The organism is Micromonospora tulbaghiae, assembly GCF_900091605.1.
Taxonomy (GTDB): domain Bacteria; phylum Actinomycetota; class Actinomycetes; order Mycobacteriales; family Micromonosporaceae; genus Micromonospora; species Micromonospora tulbaghiae.
This window is the reverse complement of record NZ_FMCQ01000002.1, coordinates 595,187-611,733: the sequence shown is the minus strand read 5'-3', so window position 1 is coordinate 611,733 and position 16,547 is coordinate 595,187. Positions and strand designations below refer to the sequence as shown.

The 16,547-nt window shown below is 74.6% G+C and carries 13 protein-coding genes; 7 read left to right on the top strand and 6 right to left on the bottom strand.

The window, feature by feature from the left end; all coding sequences use genetic code 11:
* Positions 1-326 precede the first annotated feature (326 nt).
* From GA0070562_RS07820 to GA0070562_RS07795, 6 genes are all read left to right on the top strand, one after another.
* A complete protein-coding gene (locus GA0070562_RS07820; protein WP_225853333.1) occupies positions 327-1,166 on the top strand; it encodes an AfsR/SARP family transcriptional regulator in 840 nt (279 codons plus the stop codon).
* A gap of 62 nt (positions 1,167-1,228) precedes the next feature.
* Complete coding sequence (locus GA0070562_RS07815; RefSeq protein WP_091417709.1) at positions 1,229-1,576, top strand: TcmI family type II polyketide cyclase; 348 nt, start codon at positions 1,229-1,231, stop codon at positions 1,574-1,576.
* A gap of 251 nt (positions 1,577-1,827) precedes the next feature.
* The gene (locus tag GA0070562_RS07810; RefSeq protein ID WP_091417706.1) at positions 1,828-2,865 is read left to right on the top strand and encodes a helix-hairpin-helix domain-containing protein; all 1,038 of its coding nucleotides are present in this window, start codon (positions 1,828-1,830) and stop codon (positions 2,863-2,865) included.
* A 265-nt stretch (positions 2,866-3,130) separates the two neighbouring features.
* Positions 3,131-4,333, top strand: coding sequence for a low temperature requirement protein A (locus GA0070562_RS07805; RefSeq protein ID WP_091417702.1), 1,203 nt, complete (start codon positions 3,131-3,133; stop codon positions 4,331-4,333).
* A 108-nt stretch (positions 4,334-4,441) separates the two neighbouring features.
* On the top strand, positions 4,442-4,648 hold the full coding sequence (locus tag GA0070562_RS07800; RefSeq protein WP_013286658.1) for a hypothetical protein: 207 nt from the start codon (positions 4,442-4,444) through the stop codon (positions 4,646-4,648).
* Positions 4,649-4,828: 180 nt separating this feature from the next.
* Positions 4,829-5,788 (top strand): TIGR03557 family F420-dependent LLM class oxidoreductase, encoded by a 960-nt coding sequence (locus GA0070562_RS07795; RefSeq protein WP_091417699.1) that lies wholly within the window; start codon positions 4,829-4,831, stop codon positions 5,786-5,788.
* 61 nt (positions 5,789-5,849) lie between these two features.
* On the opposite strand, the gene GA0070562_RS07790 is transcribed toward GA0070562_RS07795, so the two are convergent.
* The 4 genes from GA0070562_RS07790 to GA0070562_RS07775 form a co-directional block, all read right to left on the bottom strand.
* Positions 5,850-7,943 (bottom strand): APC family permease, encoded by a 2,094-nt coding sequence (locus GA0070562_RS07790; RefSeq protein WP_091417695.1) that lies wholly within the window; start codon positions 7,941-7,943, stop codon positions 5,850-5,852.
* A gap of 63 nt (positions 7,944-8,006) precedes the next feature.
* Positions 8,007-8,444, bottom strand: a complete 438-nt coding sequence (locus tag GA0070562_RS07785; RefSeq protein WP_091417691.1) for a hypothetical protein — start codon at positions 8,442-8,444, stop codon at positions 8,007-8,009.
* Between the two features lie 96 nt (positions 8,445-8,540).
* Entirely contained in the window at positions 8,541-9,311 is a 771-nt protein-coding gene (locus GA0070562_RS07780) for a DUF5995 family protein (protein WP_091417688.1), read from the bottom strand.
* Positions 9,312-9,426: 115 nt separating this feature from the next.
* Positions 9,427-12,366, bottom strand: coding sequence for a helix-turn-helix transcriptional regulator (locus tag GA0070562_RS07775; protein WP_091417683.1), 2,940 nt, complete (start codon positions 12,364-12,366; stop codon positions 9,427-9,429).
* A 189-nt stretch (positions 12,367-12,555) separates the two neighbouring features.
* Between GA0070562_RS07775 and GA0070562_RS07770 the strand changes: the two genes are divergently transcribed.
* The gene (locus tag GA0070562_RS07770; RefSeq protein ID WP_091417680.1) at positions 12,556-14,580 is read left to right on the top strand and encodes an AAA family ATPase; all 2,025 of its coding nucleotides are present in this window, start codon (positions 12,556-12,558) and stop codon (positions 14,578-14,580) included.
* An 85-nt stretch (positions 14,581-14,665) separates the two neighbouring features.
* Here the strand turns inward: GA0070562_RS07770 and paaI are convergent, their stop codons facing one another.
* On the bottom strand, positions 14,666-15,073 hold the full coding sequence (paaI, locus tag GA0070562_RS07765; RefSeq protein ID WP_091417677.1) for a hydroxyphenylacetyl-CoA thioesterase PaaI: 408 nt from the start codon (positions 15,071-15,073) through the stop codon (positions 14,666-14,668).
* Position 15,074: 1 nt separating this feature from the next.
* Positions 15,075-16,382: a phenylacetate--CoA ligase PaaK gene (gene paaK, locus GA0070562_RS07760; protein ID WP_091417674.1), complete on the bottom strand. Its 1,308-nt coding sequence runs from the start codon at positions 16,380-16,382 to the stop codon at positions 15,075-15,077.
* Positions 16,383-16,547 lie beyond the last annotated feature (165 nt).

Here is a 16,547-nt window from a genome sequence, read left to right as displayed (position 1 = left end):
CGTCAACCGGGCCCCATCGCGGCACAAACATGGTGACGCTGCGTTGACGCAAGCTGTGCGTGAGCTATGCGAAGATCGCCTTCCGGTTTCCGGGTCGGCGACACTTATTCGCAGATCACAGCCGTGTTACGGGTCCGCAGCGGACAGTCAGGTGGCCGACCGACCGTTGACTGAGAGTAACAGGGATTGATATTCTCCGTCTCGGTCAGCCCGGCCACGGCGGAGGTTCCCGACCGTGGCGGAGGCGTTCCGACACCGGCGTCGCGGGCGACGGTCCGGGCAACGCAAACGGTCGGGACGAGGGTTCCGGTGCTGGGGGGTGCGCCGTGGCGGGTGGATCGAGAATGCCGACGGCGGGCGAACCCGCCCCACGGGTGTCACTGCACCTGCTCGGCGGCTTCCAGCTGCTGCACGACGACACTCCCGTGGTCGTACCCCGGGGTCTGCAGCGCGTCATCGCACTGATCGGCCTGCGCCCGGCCGCGACCCGCAGCCACCTCGCCGGGCTGTTGTGGCCCGAGACGCCGGAGGAGCGGGCGCTGTCGTCGCTGCGGACCGCGCTGTGGCGGCTGCGGCAGGATCCGTGCTGCCCGCTGCGCACCGACGGCGACACCGTCCGCCTCGGACCCACCGTCCGCCTCGACGTGGACGACCTGGTGGAGACCGCGGCGCTGGTCCGCGAGGGCGCCGTCCCGCGCGGCGCCGCCGGCGCCGGACGCCACGACCTGCTCCCCGGCTGGTACGACGACTGGGTACTGCTGGAACGCGAACGGCTGCGCCAGCTGCGCCTGCACATGCTCGAGGAACTCGCCGGCAACCACCTCACCGCCGGCCGGCACGGCGAGGCGCTTGAGGCGGCCCTGGAGGCGATGGCCGCCGAGCCGCTGCGGGAGACCCCGCACCGCTTGGTGGTCCGCATCCACCTGGCCGAGGGCAACGCGTTCGAGGCGGTCCACTCCTTCTACGTCTACCGCGACCTGCTCCTGCGCGAGCTGCGCCTGGAACCGTCCCCGGCGATGACCGCGCTGCTCGACGACACGCTCGCGCCGATCCGCCGGGCCAGCCGCCCGGAACCGCCGCCGCGCCGCACGGACCGGACCGCCAAACCGGCGCCGCGCGCCCCCACCGCGCCGCCACCACCATCAATGCCCCGGGGTACGCGGTGACGGCGAGGTGACAGCGCGACCGGCACCGTGAGGCCAGCACCGCGGCGGCGAGAGGGGTCACGATGAGTCGACTGTTGGTGGTCAGCCGGATCGTGCCGGGCGCACAGGGAAGGGTGGCGCAGATCTTCGCCGAGGCCGACGCCACCGAGCTTCCCCACCTCACCGGCGTCCGGCACCGGTCGCTGTACTACCTGCACGACCTGTGCGTCCATCTGATGGAGACCGTCGACGTCGCCCCCGGGCTGACCGCGGAGCTGCGCGACAACCCGCTCTACGAGCAGGTGAACAAGCGGCTCTCCGCGCACACCTCCCCGTACCTGCCGACCTGGCACTCCCCCCGCGACGCGGTGGCCGGCTGCTTCTACAGCTGGGACGCCGCCGACGCGCCTGCGCCCGACCGGATCCACTGACCGGCCACGGGCGACGGACGGGGCGCCCCGGAACCACGCACGGCACCCAGGTTCCGGGGCGTCTCCCTGCTCTCCGAAGCCGCTCGACCCGCCTTCCGGCACACGCTCGGTCATCCTCCGGGCACCGGCCGACACCGCCGGTCCCACCGTCGTGGCCCGGCCCCGGGCTGCCTGTCGTGCGCCGCGCGGGTGTGCGAAGCTGCCCCGAGTCTTTCGCCACCGTCGTGCACGTACATAGAAGGAGGTTGGCCATGCCGTCGAGCTTCGGGCAGTGGCTGTTCGTGATACTGGCCCTGCTCATCGGATTCGCTGCCGGCTGGTTCGTCGTCGGCCGCCGCCGGCCCGGCGCTCCGGCGACGCCCTCGGTGGAGACCGCCCCCGCGGTGACCGCCACCGTCGACGAGCCGCGCCCGGTCGCGGTGGTCGACGAGCCCCCGGCGACCGCCACGGTGGCCGAGCAGCCCGCGCCCACCGAGACGGCGACCGCCGAGCCGGCCGTCGCCACCGCCGCCCAGGCCACCGACGAGCCGGAGGCGTCGTCGAGCACCGCCTCCGAGCCGGTGTCCTCCCCCGCCGAGTCCGAGCCGGTGACGGTCTCCACGCCGGCCGTTGTGGACGAGCCCGCCGCCACCCCGGCCTCCACGCCGGCCGTCGTGGACGAGCCCGCCGCCACCCCGGCCTCCACCGATGTGGAGGAGCCGGTCGCGTCTCCGGCGCTCGTCACCGAGTCGGAGCCCTTCGCGGTGGAGCCGGAGCGCGCGCCCGTCGCCGTCCCGGCGCAGTCGACGCCCGCCGACGAGCCGGCGGATTCGGCAACGACGCCGACTGCTGGTGCGACCACGGCGGAGGCAGCGCCGTCGCCGGTCGAGACCGCCGAGCAGGTGGAGACCGTCGAGCCGGTCAAGACGGCCGAGCAGGTCGAGCAGGTCGCGCCGGCCGAGACCGCCGAGCCCGCGACGACGGCCGAGCCGGTCGCCGCCACGCCGGCCGTGGTGCCCGCGCCGCGGGCCTCGGCCGAGAACGGCGTGCCGGCGGACGCCGCCGGTGACGCGCCGGACGACTTCCGGCGCATCCAGGGCATCGGGCCGAAGATGGCCGCCGCGCTCCAGGACGCCGGGATCCGCACCTACCGGCAGCTCGCCGAGCTGGACGAGGCCGCGCTGCGGCAGACCGTGAAGGCCGCCGGGCTGCGTGCCGCGCCCGGTCTCGCCTCCTGGCCGCAGCAGGCCAAGGTGCTGGCGGGTGCCCCGGCCGACGCCGAGCGGGTGCTGCCGGCGAGCGCCGAGTAGTCCGCAACCGCGTTCCGGGCCGGTGGTGACTGTGGTCGCCACCGGCCCGGCGCGTTTCGCGCGGCCGATTCGCGACGTGCGGCATCCCCCGGCGCGGCCGTCCCTCGGATGGCGGGCAACCACCGCACCCGGCATGGAACGACGACAGAGTGTGATCGGCAGGAGCGTTATGTCGGAAAGCTGACCGGACGGGAACGGGCGTCGCTACCGTCGGTGAAGGGCCGGGACGGCCCGCCGCGCGTACCGCCACCCGCAGGAGCGTCTCGTGCCCACCGCAGCGCCGGAGCCCGCCGGCCGGCGACCGCCGGTCCGCGATCCGGAGGCGCCGCGCCGGGTGACGCTGCTCGAACTCTTCTTCGACCTGGTCTACGTGGTCGCGCTCGCGTTGATCTCGCGCAACCTGGTCGGGTCGGTGACCTGGGAACGGGCCGCCGAGTCGCTGGTCATGCTGATGGCGATCTGGTGGACCTGGGCGATCACCACGCTGGTCACCGACATCTACGACCCGCAGCGCACCGAGATCAAGCTGCTGATCGTGGCGGTGATGTTCGGCGCGCTGCTGATGACCACCGCCATCCCGGAGGCGTTCGGCTCCCGTGGGCTGGTGTTCGGCGGCACGTACGTGGCGATCCATCTCGGACGCGGGCTGTTCCTCATGCCCGCCGTACGGCGGCATCCGCAGAGCAATCGCCGGGCCCTGCGCATCTTCGTCTGGTTCGCCGTGTCGGCGGTGCCCTGGCTGGTCGGCGCGCTCGCCGTGCACGGCACCGCCCGGCTGTGGCTGTGGGCCGGCGCCCTGGCCATCGACTATCTCGGGTTCCGGCTGGCGTACCCGGTCCCCGGCCTGGGCGCGGTGCCGGAATCCCAGCGCAACGTGACGGCCGAGCACCTGTCCGAGCGGTACCAGCAGTTCTTCATCATCGCGCTCGGCGACGCCGTGCTGGTCGCCGGCACCGTGTTCAGCGCGCACCACTCCGAGGCGGAGAACCTGGCCGCCTTCGCCACCGCGTTCGGCACCACGCTGCTGCTCTGGCGCATCTACGTGCACAAGTCCGGTGAGCTGCTGCCGCACGCCATCGCCCGGGCCGCCCAGCCGAGCCGGTTCCTCAACACCGCGCCGTACACCCATCTGCTGATGGTGGCCGGGGTGGTGACCACCGCGGCGGGCTTCGACCTGGTCCTGCTGGAACCGACCGGCCACACGCCGCCGGCCTGGCTGGCGGTGATCCTCGGCGGGCCGGCGCTGTTCCTGACCGGCCGGGGCGCCTTCGAGTACGAGGTGTTCAGCCGCGTCTCGCGGTCCCGGCCCGGCGGCGTGCTGGCGCTGCTCACGATCGCGCCGGCCGGGTTGTTCCTCGCACCGGTCTACGCCTCGGCCGGGGCGATGCTGGTGCTGGCCGGGGTGGCCTTCGCCGACTACCGCCGCAGCCGGGGCCGCCCGCCCGAGGAGCCGATGCCACCGCACTGAGGTAATCGGAATCGGCCGTGCCGGCACCGGTGCGCCGTTTGGCGGATCACCCGCACGGGGTACATGGCCTCCACCTCGAATCCACCACAACCCCAGTGGAGGCAACTGATGCGCGGCACCTCGATAGTCGGCGTCCTGGTCGTCATCTGGCTCATCATCGGCGCCATCGCCGCGGGTCAGCGCGGCTACTACGGCAACGACGAAACCAACTGCGCGGAGGCGGGCACCATCCTGGTCACCATCGTGGCCGGCCCGCTGAACTACATCGGCGCCAACCCGAAGGTGGACTGCAAGCTCCCCGAGCCGTCGAAGTAGGCGTCACCCCCGTACTCCCCTCCCGGCCCGCGCCCGCCCGGCGAGCGCGGGCCGTTTCGTGCCCGTGGCGCGGCCCGTCACCACCGCTGCGCCGTCCTAGGAGGCTGGGTTTCGCGGGGTTTGCCCACCGAAACGGTGGGAACGGCAGCGGTTCGCCGACGACGGAACGGAGAACCGGGCATGCGGATCGGCTACAAGCTCGCCTCGGAGGCGTTCGGGCCCCAGGAACTCATCCGCCAGGCGGTCCGCGCCGAGGCGGCCGGCTTCGACTTCGTCGAGATGAGCGACCACTACCACCCCTGGCTCGAGGTGCAGGGCCACTCCTGCTTCACCTGGAGCGCGCTCGGCGCAATCGCCGCCCGCACCACCACCCTCGGCCTCGCCACCGGCGTCACCTGCCCGTCGGTCCGCTACCACCCGGCGATCGTCGCGCAGGCCGCCGCCACCATGGCGCTGATCTCCGACGGGCGGTTCACGCTCGGGGTGGGCGCCGGCGAGCGGCTCAACGAACACGTCGTCGGGCAGGGGTTCCCCAGTGTGCGGGGGCGGCACGAACGGCTGCGCGAGGCGCTGGAGATCATCCGGCTGCTCTGGCAGGGCGGATACCGCTCGTACGACGGCCGGCACCTGAAGCTGGAGGACGCCCGGGTCTGGGACCTTCCCGACCAGCCGCCGGTGATCGCCGTGGCCGCCAGCGGCCGGGAGTCGGCCGGCCTGGCGGCCGAGCTGGGCACCGGCCTGTTCGCCACCGAGCCGAAGTCGTCGATCGTCGACCAGTACCGCAACGCCGGCGGCGGGGGCCCGCGCTACGCCGAGGTGCCGATGGCCTGGGCCGCCGACGAGGAGTCGGCGGTACGCGCGGCGAAGGAGACCAGCCGCTGGGCGATCACCGGCTGGAAGGTGATGAGCGAGCTGCCCAACCCGGTGAACTTCGACGCCGCCACCGCCTGGGTCGAGGACCACCACATCCGGCAGCAGTTCTCCGTCGGCCCCGACGCCGCGCCGCACGTGGAGAAGGCGCGGACGTACGTCGAGGCCGGCTTCGACCACATCGTGCTGCAGAACGCCGGGCCGGACCCGGACGGCTTCCTGGACTTCTGCGCCCGCGACCTGCTCGCCCGGGTCCGCGCGCTCGGCTAGTCCCCCGTGCCCGGCCGGCCCTCGCGCTCAGCCGGTCCCCGTGCTGGCCGGCCCTCGGACCTCAGCCGCCGACGTGGATGCCCGGGCGGCGGGTCGGGTCCGGCTCGGACTTGCGGATGATCTCCCGCACCACGGGCGGGGTGTCACCCCGGCCGAGGATGAGGTAGCGCAGCAGGTGCGCGATCGGGTTCCCCTCCGACCACTCGAAGTGGCAGTGCGGGCGGACGCCCGTCGCGTCGCGCAACGCCAGCAGGATCGCGGCAATCGCGTTCGGCGCGGCGGGGCTGCTCGCGCGCAGGATCCGGTATCCGCCGGACTCCACCCCGTGCACCCGCAGCACCTGGCTGAACTGGGACGGGTCGCTCACGTCGATCTCCAGGAACAGCACGTCGGCGGCGCCGGGCACCGGGTTCATCGACCGTTGCGCCCGCTCCTTGACCCGGTACTCCTTGACCGAACCGCGCTGCCGCTTGTTGGCGATCAGGTGCAGCCGCCCGTCCCGGGCCACGGATTCGTCCACGAAGCGGCGGGCCGCCTCGTCGAACTCGATCCGCTCGGCGCGCAGCTCGGTGGTCCGGGTGACCCGGGAGATCAGCGACACCGCGACGATCCCGGCGATGAAGAACCCGGAGATGGTGATGCCGTCCGGCTTCTCCACCACGTTCTCCGCCAGCGCGTACAGCAGCACGGCGGTGAGCAGCGCGAACCCGGCGGCGGCGCGGCTGCGGGCGCGCAGCGCCGCGATGGTCACCGCTATCGCGCCGGAGACCATCATCGCGAGGATGCCCGTGGCGTACGCGCCGGCCTGGGCGTTCACGTCGGCGGAGAAGGCGATCGTGATGGCGATGCTGATCGCGGTGTAGACCAGCACCACGGGACGCACCGCCCGCCCCCACTCCGGCGCCATGCCGTACGACGGCAGGTAGCGGGGCACGATGTTGATCAGCCCGGCCATCGCCGACGCGCCGGCGAACCAGAGGATGAGCACGCTGCTGATGTCGTAGACGGTGCCGAACGCCTCGCCGAGGTGCTCGTGGGCGAGGAACGCCAGCGCCCGGCCGTTGGCCGGCCCGCCGGGGTCGAACGCCTCGGGCGGGATCAGCACCGTGGTCACGAACGTGGTGGCGATCAGGTAGACCGACATGATCAACGCGGCGGCGGTGAGCAGCCGGCGGGTGTTGCGGATCCGGGCGTCCAGCCGCCGCTGCACGTCCTCGCCGTCGCCGCGCACCAGCGGCATCATGCTCACCCCGGTCTCGAACCCGGACAGGCCGAGCACCAGCAGCGGGAACGCGAGCACGCTGGTGGCCAGGACGTCGCCGGGCCCGCCGGCGTCGGCCAGCCGGCCGGTCCAGTCACCGAGCAGCCCCGGGTCGGCGACGACCTCGGCCACCCCGGCGACCACCACCACCGCGTTCAACGCGAGGAACACCGCCACCAGCGGGATGGCGACCTGCACGGCCTCGCTGAACCCGAGCAGGAACACGCCGCCGAGCACGAGCAGCAGAGCCACGGTGACCAGCACCGCCGCGGTGTCGCCGTGCGGGAACGACGCGGGCAGCACCGGATTCTCCAGCAGGTGCACACTGGCGTCGGCGGCGGAGAGCGTGATCGTGATGATCCACGAGGTGGCGACGAAGCCGAGCAGCACCAGCACGAAGACCTTGCCGCGCCAGAACGGCAGCAGCCGCTCCAGCATGGCCACCGAGCCCTGCCCGTGCGGGCTCTCCCGCGCCACCCGGCGGTACATCGGCAGCATCCCGAGCAGGGTGAGCGCCACGATCAGCAGCGTGGCCAGCGGGCTGAGCGCGCCGGCCGCCACGGCGGCGATGCCGGGCAGGTAGGACAGCGTGGAGAAGTAGTCGACGCCGGTCAGGCACATCACCTGCCACCACGGGTGGGACCGGGTCTGGTGCTCGCGGACCTCCGGGCCGACCGGCTCGACCCGGTGCGCGAACAACCACCGGTGCAGCCGGCCCGCCGGCGGCGACGGCCGCGTCGGGGCCGCCACCCGTTCCGGCAGCTCCGGAGCGGCACGACCGGACCGCTCGCCGTGGTCGCCGTGCCGGCCGGCCCGGGCCGCCGCGGCCGCGTGCGCCTCCCGGCGCCGCTCCCGCGAACGCCTGGGCTGTTCCGCGTCCCCCGCCTGCCCCATCTGCTCCCCTTCGTCCCTATGAAGACGGTAGGGGTTGCCCCGGGCACGACCCGGCCGAACCGGTCAAAGATCCGGTCCGCGGGCCAGCGCGTCACGCACCGCCGCCGGGTCGGCCACGGTCACGGTGACCGCCGGGTGCCGCGGCCACGAGCCGGGGGCCAGCCCTGGCACCGGCTCGGCGAAGCGCAGGCAGACCCCGCCGGCCACGCTGGCGCCGAAGGTCACCCCGCCGTCGGCCGCCGACAGGTGCGGTCCGATCGCCCGCCACCAGCGGTACGGTCCGCTCAGCTCGGCCCCGGTCACGTTGTCCGGTGTGGTGCGCAGCAGCCACGGGCCGAACCGGACGACGAGCGCGTCCGGGCCCCAGTCGAGCCAGGCCGTGGCGGGCCGTACGCCGAGCAGCGCCAGCGGCAGCCGGAACGCCGGGTCGAAGCGGAACGGGAAGCGGCGGACCGGGCCCGGCGGGGGCGCCCCGGGGCCGGCCGGTTCGTCTCGCGGCACGGCGGCGACGTACCCGGTGCGGCGGGCTCGACACCCGCGGGCGGCGTTCCCGCGTCCCGCGCCCGGACGGCGGGACGCGGGAACCCCCCGTCCCGGCTACTGCAGGAACGCCCCGAGGGGTGACAGCAGCAGCCGGCCGAGCAGCGCGGCGTTGTCGTCCAGCCGCGTCCGCTCACACTCGCGGGCGTCCGGGTCGTGCCGGCAGCGCCAGATCTTCTGCGCGTTGCGCCAGGCCACGTTCCGGGTGTACTCCACCAGTTCGCCCTGGTACCAGTCGTCGATGTCGCCGTTCACCATGTCGATCATGAGTTGCCAGTTGTCCAGGTAGCCGCGGCGCAGCACCGGGATCCGTTCGGCGAAGATCTTGTTGATCTCCAGATAGTCGCGGTGCTGGTCGCTGCCGTCGATCGGCTCGGACTCCAGGCTGTCGAACGTGGTCACCAGCGCGAACGGCAGGTCGTAGTTGATGTGCGCGTTGACGCCCGCGGCGGCCGACGGCAGCGGCCGGGCGTCCGGGCCGCGCATCCGCTTGAACAGGCACGACCACGCCTTCGGGGTGTTCGGGCTGGAGTCGGTCCAGAACCGCAGCGCCTCGAAGTAGCGGGCCGCGAACTCCACGTCCAGCCGCGCCAGGAACGCCGGGTCGCAGAACCGGTCGTCGTACAGGCCGTCGAGCACCGTGCTGGTGATGACCAGGTAGAGCTTGTTGAAGTCGGCGAGCGGGCAGCTCTCCTCCAGCGGCGGCAGCCGGACCAGCATGTCCTGGAGCTTGGTCAGATGGTCCACGACCGCCGGCACGTCGGCGGGGTGGTCGGCCAGCAACCCGACGATGTCCTGGTGCACAGGCCCCCAGACCGGTTCGGTCATCTCTCCTCCACAACGGCCGGCGCCCCCACGACGCCACCACCCCTGTTCCGCGGGACAGCCTGCCAGCCGCCGTCCACACCGCGGATCCGTCGAACGACGTATTGCCGGCGTACGCCTACTCGGCGCCGTTGCGCAGGAAGATGGCGCTGGCCTGCACCCGGGTGCGTACCTGGAGCTTGTCGAAGATGTGCGAGACGTGGACGCCGATGGTCCGCTCGCTGATGAACAGCCGTTGGCCGATCTCCCGGTTGGTCAGCCCCTCCGCGACGGCGGCGAGCACCTCCCGCTCCCGCGCGGTGAGCGTCGCCAGCTCGTCCACCGCCGGCCCGGCGGGCGCCGCCGCCCGCTGCCGGGGCACCGGCGCCGGGTCCGGCGCGGCGTCCAGGGTCACCCGGGCCCGCGAGGCGATGGTACGGATCTCCGCGGTCAGCGGCACCGCGCCGAGCGACTGGGCCATCGCGTGCGCCCGGTGCAGCAGCTTGCCCGCGGTGGCCACCCGGCTGCGGCGGGCCAGAAGCGCCTCGGCCTGCCGCAACCGGGAGTACGCGGCCGGGTAGGGGTGGTTGCGCCGGTCCCACTCGAGCGCGGAGCGCTCCCAGAGCGCGGGGTCGCCGCGGCCGTCGTCGAGCCGGCTCAGCTCGGCGTCGCAGAGCGCGAGGAACCCCTCGGCGACGTAGCGCACCGGTGCGCCCGCCTTGGCGCTCTTGCCGGTCACCCGGTCGACCACCTCGCGCAGCCGGCGTACCGCGTTCGGGTCCACCTCGATCGTGCGGCTGGCCGCCGCCTCGGCCTCCGCGCGCAGCCCGTGCCAGGCCAGCGTGGCCAGCACGATCACGTCGTCGGAGCGGCTCTCGGTCAGGCCCCGCTGCACCGCCTGCCGGGCCACGTCGTGCCGGCCCTGCCACATGGCCAGACCGGCCCGCAGGATCAGCATCGGCAGCACGTGCCGGGCGCCGCCGCCGGCCAGCACCGTCGCGACCGCCTCCAGGTCGCGGTCGGACGCCTCGACGTCGCCGTACCCGACGGAGAGCCGGCACCGGGCCAGCAGCAGCTCGACCGCGTCGGCCCCGGACGGGCGGTGCCGCAGCGCGGCGGCGACGACCTTCTCCGCCTCGGCCCACTGCCCCACCCGGAACAGCCCGTTCGTCGCCACCGCCAGCAGCCGGGTCTCCCAGGTGCGGCCGAGCCCCAGCTCGGCGACCCGGTCGGCGCCCCGGCGGGCCACCACCACCCCCTCCTCGAGGATGTTCAGCGGCCCGGTGAGCAGCTCGGCCAGGTGCAGGTACGCGCAGGCCACGTCCTCCGGCCGGCCGGACCGCTCGGCGGTGTCCAGCGCCTGGCGCATCACCGCCAGCCCGGCGGCCGGATCCTCCAGGAACGCCTCGCTGAACCCGAGCGCGGCGCTGGCCATCACCACCTCGGAGATGGTGCCGGGAACGTCGGCGGCGAGCGCGAGGGCCTCCCGGGCCTGGTCGCCGGCCTCGGCGTAGCGGCCCAGGTGCAGCAGCAGCTCGGCCAGCCGGGCGGCGGCGGTGCACCGCTCCCGCGGCGTGCAGTCGGGCGAGTCCAGCACCCGCCGGTACTCCTGCTCGGCGGGAGCCGACCGGCCGGCCGCGGCCAGGTAGCGGGCCCGGCGGATGCGCAGCGCGCAGACCGGCGGCCCGGACGGGTCGTCGGCCAGCTCCTCCAGCAGCGTCAGGGCGCGGGCGTGCTCACCGCTGTGGTGCGCGGCCTCGGCGGCGTGGCTGAGCAGCTCGGCCCGGTCCACCTCGACCGGCTCGGGCCGTGCCCCGTCGGGCAGGACGGCGGCCGGCTCGGTGGCCAGGGTCAGCGCGGCGGACCAGTGGCGGTGCGCCTCGGCGTATCCGTGCAGCCGTTCCGCCTCGCGGGCGGCGGCCATCGCGGCGGGCAGCGCCCGCGCCGGCTCGCCCGCGTGCCGCCAGTGGTGGGCCAGCCGGGCCTGGTGCAGCTCGGCCGGTACGGCGGTGAGCGCCTCCGCGTAGCGGCGGTGCAGCGCGGCCCGCTCGGCGGGCAGCAGCTCGTGGGCCAGGACCTCGGCGACCAGCCGGTGCCGCAGCCGGTAGCCGTCGTCCGCGCCGACAAGCAGGCGGTGCGCGACCGCCTCGCGGACCGCGTCGAGCAGCTCCTCCTCGGGCAGCCGCACCACCTGGGCCAGCAGCCAGTGGTCGACCGGCTCGACGCCCACCGCCACCGCGTGCACCACCGCGTGCGCCGGCTGGGGCAGCGCGTCGACCCGGTCGAGGAACACCTCGCGCAGCGTGTCGGAGAGGCCGTCGCGGCCGTCGCGCCGGTCGCGGGCCAGTTCCTCCACCACGAACGGGTTGCCGCCGCTGCGCTGCCAGAGCTGGTCGGCGGCCTCCGGCGGCAGCGGCGCGCCGACCACCGCGGCGGCCAGTTCGTCGGTGGCGGACCGGTCCAGCGGCAGCAGGTCGATCACCCGCACCGAGCGCAGCCGGCGCAGCTCGGTGAGCACCCGGCGCAGCGGGTGCGCGCCGCGCAGCGACTCGGCCCGGATCGCGGCCAGCACTGAGAGCTGGAGGTCGCCGAGCCCGGCCAGCAGGTAGAGCAGAAGCTGCCGGGTGCTGCGGTCGACCCACTGTAGATCGTCGAGGACGAGCACCAGCGGCCGTCCGCCGGCCACCACGTGCAGGCCCTGTGCGACGCGTTCCAGCAGCGCCCCGGCGCCGTCCGGGCCGGGGGTCTCCTCGTCGAAGACCTGCAACACCCCGCGGATGGCCGACGCGGTGCGCGCCTGCGCCTGCTCGGCGTCGAGCCGGCGCAACGCCTGCCGTACCGGGTGCAACGGCGAGGCGTCTCCGATGTCGAGGCAGGTGCCGGTGAGTACCAGGGCACCGCTGCGCCGCAGTTGCTCGCCGACCTCGGTCAGCAGGCGGGACTTACCCACCCCGCTCTCTCCGGTGAGGAACACCGCGCCGGTCTGCCCGGGCCGCAGGTCGTCGTAGAGCGCCGACCGCAGCGTCGCCATGGTCCCGGTACGGCCGACGAGCGGTGCCGTGTCCACGTCGCTGGCCATGGGAGGCAGCCTAGTCACAGGCCCCCGCACCGTTCTACGGCCTCGGGCCCGGATCGGTACCTCTCGCGTCGACTACACGACTAATGGTTGCGGGTGCCCGACATACGTCGTCCTACAGATCCCCCGAGAACCCGGTGGTGAAAGTCTGCTGAGGTCGTCGGGCACCACGATCGGGAAAGGGTGGGTGCGATGTTGATCACCACGCCCGTGGGGAGTCGGAAAGCCGTCATCACGGCGTGCCGGCCGGTGCCCGAGGAACGACGCACCGTGACCGTCCTCTTCGTCGACATCGTCGGCTCGACCCGGCTGGTCGAGCGACTCGACCCAGAGGACGTACGCGCGTTGCAGCGCGCCTACTTCGGCACCGTCGCCTCCGTGCTGCGCCGCTGGCGGGGCGTGGTGGAGAAGTACGTCGGCGACGCGGTGATGGCGTTGTTCGGCGCATCCGGTTCGGACGGTCTCGACGCGTACCGGGCGGTGCGGGCCGGGCTGGACATCCAGGCCGCGCTGGAGCGGCGGCGACCGGGCGGCGTCCGGCTGCGCGTGCGGGTCGGCGTGGCGACCGGCGAGGTGCTGCTCGACCTGGCCGAGGTCCGCGACGGCGGCCACGGCGCGGCCAGCGGCGCGGTGATCACCACGGCGGCCCGCCTCCAGGAGCACGCGCCGCCGGGCGGGGTCGTGGTCTGCCCGGTCACCCGGACCGCGGTGGCCGGCCTGGTCGAACAGCGTCCACTCGCCACCCTGACGCTCGCCGGCAAGGCGCTCCCGCTGGACGTGTGGCGGGTGACCGGGGCGGCCGGGGGCAGGACGGGCCGGCACCGCGTCCCGCTCGTGGGCCGTCGTCGCGAGCTGGCCGGCGCGGCCGACGAGGTGACCCGGGCGCTGCGCGAGCGCCGTCCCCGGTGGATCTCACTGGTCGGACCGCCGGGCAGCGGCCGCAGCCGGCTGCTGCACGAGGTGACCCGTGCCGTGTCGCACGTGGACGGTGTGCCGGTGCGCCGCCGGGTGACGGCCTGCCCGCCGTACCCGTGCGGCGAGCTGGCGCCGCTGGCCGACCTGGTCCGTCCCCGGCCGGACGGCACGGTCGCCGACGGTCCGGGCGGTGTGCTCGCCGCGTTCCTCGCCGCGCCGGACGACGACACGGTGGCGGCCCGCGCCGTGGTCGCCTGCCGCGAGGCGCTGCTCGGCCTGGCCGCCGACGCGCCGGTGGTGGTCGCGGTGGACGACCTGGACCGGGCCGCCCCGGCGCTGCGCCGGTTCCTGCACCAGCTCCACGTCGCGGCGGGTGAGCGGGGACTGCCGCTGGCGGTGGTCACCACGTGCGGCTCCGGCTCGGCCGACCCGTTGCCCGCACCGGCGCGGCGGATCCCGGTGGAGCCGCTGGGACCGCTGGACACCGGGCGGCTGCTGCGGCACCTGCTCGACCGGGCCGGTCGGCCGGCGGAGCTCGTCGCGCGGCTGCTTCCGCTGGTCGGCGGCAGTCCGGCGGTCGCGACCGCGTACGCGTCGGCGGATCCGGACGGCGAGCCGGGTGGCGTACCGGCTGCCGCGCGCCGCCTGGTGGACGCCCGGCTGGACCGGCTCGACGGTACGCACCGGGCGGTCCTGCTGGCCGGCGCCGCCCGGCGTGGCCCGGTCGTGGCCGCCGCGGCCGAGGCGATGCTCGGCTGGCCCGCCGGCCGGGCCGAGCCGGTGCTGCGGGCGCTGGCCGCGGCGGGGCTGGTACGCCCGGTCACGGCCGGCGACTGGGCGATCGACGCGCTGGTGGCGCGGGTGGCCGCGCTGCGGCTGTCCCGTGCGGTACGCGCGGACTTCGCCCGCCGCCTGCGCACCGCGAAGGACTCCGCTGCCGGCCGGGTGCCGGGAGCGGGAACCGGCGTCCCGTCCCGGGGCGCCGGCGAGCGGGAGGTCTGCCCGCTCGGGGCGGGACGGTCGCGCCGGTCGGGTGGAGGGGCCCGACCGGCGCCCGTCCCGCCGGACCGGCTCGATCGCTCCGACACTCTCCACCCGGTGCCCGGGCAGCCGGGCCGGGCCGGGGTGCTCCGGGCGGTGCCCGCACGACCGGGGCAGCCGGCCCGCGCCGGGCCTGCGCCGGGCGACGCGACACGGATCGTCCCGGGCGCCACGGCGTGGCCCGGGCGGACCGGTCCGTCCGGGCGGGTGGGCCGGCGAAGAACCGAGCCCGGTGGGCACGCGCTCGGGCTGGCCGCATGACGTCCGGGTCGGAGCGGGCACGGGGCCACTCCGGCCCGGACGTCACCCGGGCTCGCAGGCGTGCGGGCGCAGGCCCGCGGACGGATCAGTCCCGGGCGATGGTGCGGCTGCGGCCCCGGAACTCGGCCACCACCTCGTCGCCGCGCCGTACCGTCACGTCGTAGATGCCGCTGCGGCCGTGCCGGACCCGTTCGGTGGCATACGCCTCCAGCAGGTCGCCCTCGCGTACCGGGCGCAGGAAGCTGATCTCGCCACCGGCCGCCACAGTGGCCGGGCCGTGGCTGTTGCAGGCCAGTGCGAACGCGGTGTCGGCGAGCAGGAACACGAAACCACCGTGCCCGATCGCGTGCCCGTTGAGCATCGCCGGGGTGACCCGCATCCGGGCCACCGCCGCGCCGTCGCCGGCCGAGACGAGTTCGATGCCGAGCCCCTTGGACGCCACGTCGGCGTCGAACATGTCGTGCGCCGCGGTACGGCCGCCGTCGCCGGCCATGTCAGGACTCCCGCCGCTGGTCGACGATGCGGCGCATCTTGCCCATCGAGCGTTCCACCCCGTCCGGCTCGATCACCCGTACCGCCACCGACACCCCGATCGTGTTCTTGACCTGCTCGACGAGAGTGGCGCCGGCCCGCTCGGCCTCGTCGGCGGCGGCGCCCGCCCGCCGCTCCACGTGGACGGTGAGCGTGTCGAGCCGTCCCCGCCGGTCGAGCACGCACTGGAAGTGCGGCGACAGGGCCGGGGTACGCAGGATCAGCTCCTCGATCTGGGTCGGGAAGACGTTCACCCCCCGGACGATCATCATGTCGTCGGTACGCCCGGTGATCTTCTCGATCCGCCGCATCGGGCGGGCGGTGCCGGGCAGCAGCCGGGTCAGGTCGCGGGTGCGGTAGCGGACCACCGGCATGGCCTCCTTTGTCAGCGAGGTCAGCACCAGCTCACCCCGCTCGCCGTCGGGCAGCACCTCACCGGTGACCGGGTCGATGATCTCCGGGTAGAAGTGGTCCTCCCACAGGTGCAGGCCGTCCTTGGTCTCCACGCACTCGACCGCCACGCCCGGCCCCATCACCTCGGACAGGCCGTAGATGTCGAGCGCGTGCATGTCCAGGCGCTGCTCCAGCTCGTTGCGCATGTCCTCGGTCCACGGCTCGGCGCCGAAGATCCCCACCCGCAGGGAGGTGGCGCGCGGGTCGACGCCCTGGCGTTCCATCTCGTCGACGATGGCGAGCATGTAGCTCGGCGTCACCATGATGACCTCCGGTTCGAGGTCGCGGATCAGCATCACCTGGCGCTCGGTCATGCCGCCGGACACCGGGACGACCGTGCAGCCCAGCTCCTCGGCGCCGTAGTGCGCGCCGAGGCCGCCGGTGAACAGCCCGTAGCCGTACGCGACGTGCACCCGGTCGCCGCGGCGGCCTCCGGCGGCCCGGATCGAGCGGGCCATGAGCTCGGCCCAGGTGTCCAGGTCGGCGCGCGTGTAGCCGACGACCGTGGGACGGCCGGTGGTGCCGGAGGAGGCGTGCAGCCGGGCGACCCGCTCGCGGGGCACCGCGAACATGCCGAACGGGTAGTTCTCCCGCAGCTCCGCCTTCGCGGTGAACGGGAAACGGGCCAGGTCGGCCAGTTCACGCAGGTCGTCCGGGTGCGCGCCGAGGGCGTCGAACGCGCGCCGGTAGTGGGGCACGTTGCCGTACGCGTGCCGCAGCGAGTGCCGCAGCCGGTCCAGTTGCAGCGCACGCAGCTCGTCGACGCCGATCCGCTCGACGGGATCCAGCTCGTCCGGACGAGGGGTGCGGTCCTGCACGGTGACCTCCTGGCACGAGGGTGGGCCCGAGGCCGCCGCCCCGGGCGCTGCCGCCCACCGTACGCCCGCCCACCCCATCCCCCGCACCTCCCCCGCGCCTTCCCGCACCTCCCCCGCGCCTCCCCGCGATCTTGCACTTGCCGCCCCTCGGATGCCGGGAATGTC